The 6,611-nt window shown below is 47.4% G+C and carries 7 protein-coding genes; all 7 read right to left on the reverse strand.

Going from position 1 to position 6,611, the window contains the following annotated elements; translation table 11 throughout:
* Positions 1–43: 43 nt before the first annotated feature.
* The gene (locus tag RDQ32_RS06405) at positions 44–1,063 is read right to left on the reverse strand and encodes a flagellar hook-basal body complex protein (protein ID WP_183682869.1); all 1,020 of its coding nucleotides are present in this window, start codon (positions 1,061–1,063) and stop codon (positions 44–46) included.
* Positions 1,064–1,192: 129 nt separating this feature from the next.
* On the reverse strand, positions 1,193–2,104 hold the full coding sequence (locus RDQ32_RS06410) for a flagellar hook capping FlgD N-terminal domain-containing protein (RefSeq protein ID WP_308579547.1): 912 nt from the start codon (positions 2,102–2,104) through the stop codon (positions 1,193–1,195).
* A gap of 9 nt (positions 2,105–2,113) precedes the next feature.
* Positions 2,114–3,361 (reverse strand): flagellar hook-length control protein FliK, encoded by a 1,248-nt coding sequence (locus RDQ32_RS06415; protein ID WP_308579548.1) that lies wholly within the window; start codon positions 3,359–3,361, stop codon positions 2,114–2,116.
* Between the two features lie 14 nt (positions 3,362–3,375).
* Positions 3,376–3,813 (reverse strand): flagellar export protein FliJ, encoded by a 438-nt coding sequence (gene fliJ / locus RDQ32_RS06420; protein WP_183682860.1) that lies wholly within the window; start codon positions 3,811–3,813, stop codon positions 3,376–3,378.
* A gap of 39 nt (positions 3,814–3,852) precedes the next feature.
* Complete coding sequence (locus RDQ32_RS06425) at positions 3,853–5,163, reverse strand: FliI/YscN family ATPase (protein WP_308579550.1); 1,311 nt, start codon at positions 5,161–5,163, stop codon at positions 3,853–3,855.
* A gap of 3 nt (positions 5,164–5,166) precedes the next feature.
* Positions 5,167–5,991, reverse strand: a complete 825-nt coding sequence (locus RDQ32_RS06430) for a FliH/SctL family protein (RefSeq protein WP_308579552.1) — start codon at positions 5,989–5,991, stop codon at positions 5,167–5,169.
* Positions 5,969–6,611 (reverse strand): flagellar motor switch protein FliG (gene fliG, locus RDQ32_RS06435; RefSeq protein ID WP_308579554.1); only part of this gene is annotated, 643 nt, incomplete at its 5' end. The genes fliG and RDQ32_RS06430, both read right to left, overlap by 23 nt.

Genomic DNA, 6,611 nt, shown 5'->3' on the forward strand with positions numbered 1-6,611 from the left:
AATCTATTCTGTTTTCCAACTCAGGAAAGCCTTAGCTTATGTTTTATCTCTTCATATTTACCAGTTCCTGAAGAACTTCATCAGATACGGTAATGATCTTGGAGTTGGCCTGGAAACCTCTCTGAGTGGTAATCATGTCAGAGAATTCCTTTGCCAAGTCAACGTTGGATGCTTCCAAATATCCTGCCATCAGGGTTGGGGTAGATCCCTCACCGGGCATGGTTGCGGAAATGTATCCTGTGTTATCTCCTACTCCTGCATTAAAGGTGTTGTTTCCTGCCTTGGTCAAACCTTCCTGGTTCTGGAAGGAAGCAACTGCCACCTTTCCCAAAACGATGGATGTGGATGTAACCTGTGCAGGTGCTCCACCGGTTCCGGGAGTCTTGTTATCGATAATTCCCTTAACAATTCCGTCTGCACCGATTTCTACGGACTTCAGCTGTGCGGCAAATCCTGTGAACACAGGGCTACCGGTTAACGCTACCGCTCCGGTATTGTCCGCTGCCGGTGCACGAAGGGCAACCAGCTTCTTTCCGCCGTCTCCGTACTTGGTAGGCTCTGTCAAAGAGTCAGGCTGGAAACCGTATACGAAGTTGTGGTTTGCATCTACGATATATCCGTTTGCATCTACAGAGAACTGACCTACACGGGTATATGCGAAGTTGTTCTTCTTCATCTCTGCGGTTGTTGTCTTTGTATTTGCAGGATCCAGGGTAACTTCCTTATTGGATGCGCTGGTTACAAAGAATCCGGATCCGTTGATGGAAGCATTGAAGCCTCCTACATAGGATGGTGTACTGGATGTAAAGTCAGTGGCAATTGATCCGGTTAAGGAACCGTATCCGTACTGAGCGGGGTTTGCACCACCGATGGTAGCATTACCGCTGGCTTCCTGCTTTCCTCCTGAAGAAGTACTGGATGTCTGATACATTGTATCCTTAAAGCTATATCCCTGAGACTTAAATCCGAAAGTGTTAACATTGGCGATGTTGTTACCGATAACGTCTAACTTGTTCTGATGTGCTCTCAAACCTGCTACTGCAGAATCCATTGCTCTTAACATATATTCTTGTCCTTTCCTCAACTGGTGAGTTTGAAAAATGAATGGCGCTTTTTGCGCATTTGAAACTTACTCCTTATTATCGGCTAAGTTTCTCAAATCTATAAAAGAAATAAAAATTAAATTTTAATTTTAATTGCTTGCAGAGTGAGCTGCCGCTTCTCTTTCAAGGATGGCCACATGGGGACCAAACTCTGAGGAGCTTGCGCTGCTTGATGCCGCTACAGCAGGGGGAACGGAGCTTCCTGCCGGATTGGCGGTAGCTGTTGTTCCTGTTGTTGCTGTAGTAGCTGTTCCGGCTGTAGATACTGTTCCTGCTGTGCTTGATGCCGAAGCGCTGCCTGTTGCAGGGCTTGCTGTAGAGGCGCTGCCTGTTGCAGGGCTCGCTGTAGAGGCACTGCCTGTTGTTCCTGCTGTACTTGCACCGGCAGTAGAAGCTGCAGCTGCCGGTGTAGCACTTCCTGCTGTTGCTGCGGAAATACCGGCTGTGGTGCCGCTTGTGGAGCTTGTTGCGCCGGGTGCTGTTGTAGCTGCACTTGCGTCGGGTGCTGTTACAGCAGAGCCGGTAGTAGAGCTTTCCGAAGCAGCTCCTGCCTGACGTACCATCAAAAGACTTTCCAAAGGATAGTCTGTAACATCTCCCTGTAAACGGAAGCTGGGTTCATCTCCTGTAAGGTTTACGGAAGCAATTACGCCGGATTTTTCCTTCGGCGCATTGGGGTTTGCTTTTTGCTCCGCCTCCGGAACCTTTGCGGAAACGTCTTTACCGATTAAACCTGCCAAATAGCTGGTTTTGGTCAAAGCCATTTCCTGCTTCATATTGGTGGTCATGGTTCCTAAGCTTTGTACCATGGCCATCTGTGTCATCTGCGCCATCATCTCGCTGTTGTCCATAGGACTGGTCATATCCTGGTTTGCAAGCTGGGCGGACAAGAGCTTAAAGTAGCTCTCGATGGATAATGTATTTTTATCATTTGACTTCGCGCTGTAAGTCGCCTTTTCATAGGGACTGGTTGCGGAAGAAACACCTTGAATTTCTGCCATATCTTCTCCTTATTGGGCTAGTCCTAGACGCATTCTTTGCAGGAAGCCTTCTGCATTGTCCTGCTGTGCGCGTTCCTGTTGTTCCCTCTGACGACGCTCCGCTTCCTCTTTGTTTTCGGAATTGGATTGTCCCTGCTGATGGAAACTCGGAGCATGCTGCTCCTCCTGTACCACAATCTTGGTGAGTTCTCCTGTTTTTTGCTCCAGGATTCTTCCCATATCCTCGGCACCGGTCTGTAAAAGATGCAAGGTCTTGGGATTTTCCGCGGTAATGACAATGTTTGCCTTGCCGCCGCTATAGTTGACTTTTACGGTAATTTGTCCAAGATTTCTGGGTTCTAACTCAATCTTAATTTCGCCATGCTGAAGTTCCGCCTTATTGGATAAGAACTCCGCCACATCCTCCGGAAGCTTCGCTTCAGAGCTATGTAACACGGCTTCTTCCCGAACCGGTGCATTAACCGACTCTGAAAGCTTTTCCTGACTTCCCGGTAAGGAAATCTGTTGTCCGGCATGCCCATCCACTTTGTCGAGCTTTTCCTCTTTTCCGGACTTCTTCTCTTCTGCTCTTTGAGAAAGCTTCTCTTCCAAACGCTGAGAAGGAATGATGTTTTCCTCCTTAGACGCTTCCACAGGGGACTTGTCCCCCACCGGGGAAGCTCCCTCTTTGAGCTCTGCAGTCTTAGTCGCTGTTGCGTCCTTGGAATCTTCCTGTAAGAAATCGGAAAAATCCTTTTTTGTCGCATTTTCCGCTAAAACCGGAGTTTCTTCCTTTCCTTCAGGAAGAACGGTAACAAGCGCGCTTTCTTCTGTAAGCGGAATGGATACCGGTTCAGCTGCTGCCGTAAGGTCGGAAACCGCTTCAACAGCACCTTCCTCGACCGCAATCTTGATGTCTGCCATCAACTGATCTTTTTGGAACATAAGCTGCTTTTCGGAAACCAGGCTTGCCGCCTTCTCTCCCTGTAAGCTGTCCTGCTCCTCGGTCTTTGTCTCTTTCTTTTCTGTCTTCTTCTCTCCCTTTTGAAGCTTTGCTTCCTTCGGGTCTTTTTCTATACTGTTCTGTTCTGTTTTTTTCTCACTGTTTTCTTGGGATTTGCTTTTTCTTTCTCCCTCATTCTTCACTGTATCCTCTTTGGAGGAGCGAAGAAACGCATTAAAGTCAAGGGAAGCTTTGTTGTCTTCCAAGGACTTCCCCTTGTTTAAGTCTTTTCCAACGGGAAAGGCTTGACTTTTTTGAATTGTCATCTCTGCCATATACTCTCCTGTACCTATGCCTTCATTGCGTGAGAGACGAATTCCTCGATAAACTGTTCCTCTGCCTTCTGTCCTTGAACACGATACTCCTCAAGTTTTTTCTCCTTAAGTTTCTCGAAGGCATTGGTGTCTACGTTGGCCTTAATCACCTCTCTCTTCTTTTCTTCGGCAATAACGGTACGTCGGATAAGCTCATCTTTCTCTTTCCCTATACGTTTTTCCATTCGCTCGATGCCATTGACATACATCATAATGGTTTCAATGGAAGCACCTTCCTGCTTCACCCGCTCAAATTCCTCTTCGTAGTGAAACAACTCTTCCTGAAGGCGATTGATCAGACTTTGCTGATTCAAAACTTCCTGCTGCTTAATGGCATACTCTTCCTTCACCTTGTCTAAGACTTGAAGCTTAAATTGATAGACTGTTTCCAAACTGTACTTGAATTTTTTCAATTTGGTTCCCGCCTTTCTGCATCTTAAAATTTAATTGCCTTATCCAATATCGGTAATTTCCTTCATTTGCATAACCGTATCTTCGTAAGAAAATGCTTCTCCTGTTCCCTGCATCAAGAAATCATTGATGGCGGGGTACTTGTCTACAGCCTCATCCAGCTTGGGATCCGTGCCCTTTTTATAAGCACCGATAGCGATAAGATCCGCATTTTTTTGGTAAAGTCCCAGAGTATTTCTCATTCTACTGGCATATTTTTTGTGCTCCTGGGATACCAGCTCCGCCATCAATCGGGAGATGCTCATACCGATGTCGATAGCAGGATAATGGTTTTCCGCAGCCAGTGCACGGGACAGCACAATATGTCCGTCCAGGATACCGCGGACCGTATCCGCAATGGGCTCGTTGGTGTCGTCTCCTTCCACCAGCACGGTATAAACGCCGGTGATGGAGCCCTTCTTAAAGGCGCCCGCCCGCTCCAGTAAACGGGGGAACTCCGCATAAATCGAGGGAGTATAGCCTCTTGCGATTGGAGGTTCTCCGGTGGCCAGACCGATTTCTCTTTGGGCCATGGCAAAACGGGTTAAAGAGTCCATCATTAAAAGCACATCCATGCCCCTGTCCCGGAAATATTCCGCAATGGTTGTGGCCACAAGCGGGGCTTTTAAACGAAGCATGGCAGGCTGGTCGGAGGTTGCCACCACCAGTACGGTACGCTTCATTCCCTCTTCTCCCATATCCTTTTCCACGAATTCCAAAATTTCTCGTCCACGCTCTCCCACAAGGGCGATGACGTTAATATCGGTTTTAACATTTCTGGCAATCATGCCCATCAGAGTGGACTTACCTACTCCGGATCCGGCGAAGATGCCGATACGCTGTCCCTTACCTACGGTGTTTAAGCCGTCAATGGCCTTAATCCCGAAGTGTAGTCTCTCTCGAATAGGCGGTCTATCCAAAGGGTTCATATAGGAATTGTTCACGGTATAGAAATCGCTCTCCGGAAAGGCTTCCCCCCCATCCATGGGATTTCCCTGGGCATCAATGATTCTGCCCTTCAAAAAATCCCCCACAGGAACACGAAGGCGCCTTCTTGTATTCCGTACAAAGGCGCCTGATGTAATGCCCACAGAGGTCTTATAGGTCATAAGCTGTACCCGGTCTCCCTTGAAGCCCACGACTTCCGCGGCCACCTGGCTTTCCGTCTCATCACTATAAATCATGCAAATATCTCCGATACTGGACTTTCCGGTACCGGAGGCTTCCATAGACATTCCTACGATATTCTCAATTTTGCCGATATTCTCCACGGTATCCATCTTCTTAATCGTGGAAAGAATATTTTCATACATCCCTTACTCACTCTCTTGGGCATCCAATCGTCCCAATCTCTCCCTTAAATTTTCCATCTGGGTGTCAATACTGGCATCCACAATCTCATCCGGAGTTTCCAGAATCAGTTTTCCCGGTTCCTCCTTCTCCACAATCACAAACTTAATGTTGTCGGAAATCTGGCTTAATTCATTGGCCACATCTCCGTCTGTCTCCACCAGCATTTCATAATCCAGACGGTCAATATGTATTTTTAGCCATGCAGTCTTCTTGATACGCTCCGCCTCTTTTAAAATCATTCTTCGAATAACTTCTCCGGAGGAACGGAGGCTTACCAAAATAACCTTTTCCGCCACCGCAATAGCCACATCCTTTAATTCATCCATATAGCGGTAAAGACGCTCTGTTTTGGCGTCCTCCACCATACGAAGGCAGCGGTTCATGTCCATTCGGAAATTTTCCATTTCCTCCGCATGCTCCGCCATAACCTTCTCCTCGGCCTCCGCCTTTCCTGCCTCTAAGCCCTTTTGAAAGCCGGCCTGATAGCCCTCTTCCTCCGCCTTTTCCTTTAAAAGCTGAGCTTCCTTTTCCGCCGCATCCATAATTCTCTGGGCTTTTTCCAAAGCCAAATGCAGCAAGGTCTCATGGTAGGGGTCCTCTGCCTTTGTTTCCGGAAGAGAAAGAGCATCTTCCGGCTCTTCCTCCTCTTCTTTATCTTCGGAGGAAGCAAATTCTTCCATTTCCTCCTCTTGAATCTCTTCCGGCTCTTCCAAGGTCTCTAAAAAGGAGGAAAGCTGGCTATTGCTAGCCGAGCGAATCACTTTTTTAGACGAGAACATTGTCTTCATCGCCTCCCTTATTAATGATTACCTCTCCCTTATCCTCTAAGAGACGAATCAGGTTAACAATACGCTGCTGTGCCTCTTCCACATCCTTCAAGCGGACATTTCTGGAGTTCTCCATATCACTCTTAACGGTTTCCGCCATACGCTTGGACATGTTGTTGAAGAAAATCTGCTTCATCTCTTCATTTGCGGTCTTCAAGGCGAATACCACATCCTTGGAGTCACAATCCCGGATAAATCTCTGTACAGAACGATCGTCCATGGTAAGGATATCCTCGAAGACGAACATCTTATCCTTAATATCTGCGGAAAGATCCGGGTCGGTAACATCCAACTCGTCGAAAATCTTCTTTTCGTTACTTCTGTCAATGTGGTTCATCACATCCGCTACGAAGTCAATACCACCCAGGTTCATATTGTCCTCACTGGTGATAATGGTATCGAACTTTCGCTTCATCTCTTCTTCTACGATGGAAATGGCTTCCGGGGAAACTCTGTCCATCTTTGCCATAGCCATAACCGTAGGAATACGCTTTGCCTCCTGCAGGTTCTCCAAAATCTGGGCTGCCTGCTCAGACTCCATATAGGAAAGAATCAGGGCGATAACCTGAGGACGCTCGTTT

This window comes from uncultured Oribacterium sp. (genome assembly GCF_902481605.1).
Classification (GTDB): Bacteria; Bacillota; Clostridia; order Lachnospirales; family Lachnospiraceae; genus Oribacterium; species Oribacterium sinus.

What these genes read in the sequence shown, in the direction of transcription:
- RDQ32_RS06405 (WP_183682869.1), bottom strand. Translation starts at nt 1,063, where the DNA reads ATGTTAAGAGCAATGGATTCTGCAGTAGCAGGTTTGAGAGCACATCAG.
- RDQ32_RS06410 (WP_308579547.1), bottom strand. Translation starts at nt 2,104, where the DNA reads ATGGCAGAAATTCAAGGTGTTTCTTCCGCAACCAGTCCCTATGAAAAG.
- RDQ32_RS06415 (WP_308579548.1), bottom strand. Translation starts at nt 3,361, where the DNA reads ATGGCAGAGATGACAATTCAAAAAAGTCAAGCCTTTCCCGTTGGAAAA.
- RDQ32_RS06425 (WP_308579550.1), bottom strand. Translation starts at nt 5,163, where the DNA reads ATGTATGAAAATATTCTTTCCACGATTAAGAAGATGGATACCGTGGAG.
- RDQ32_RS06430 (WP_308579552.1), bottom strand. Translation starts at nt 5,991, where the DNA reads ATGAAGACAATGTTCTCGTCTAAAAAAGTGATTCGCTCGGCTAGCAAT.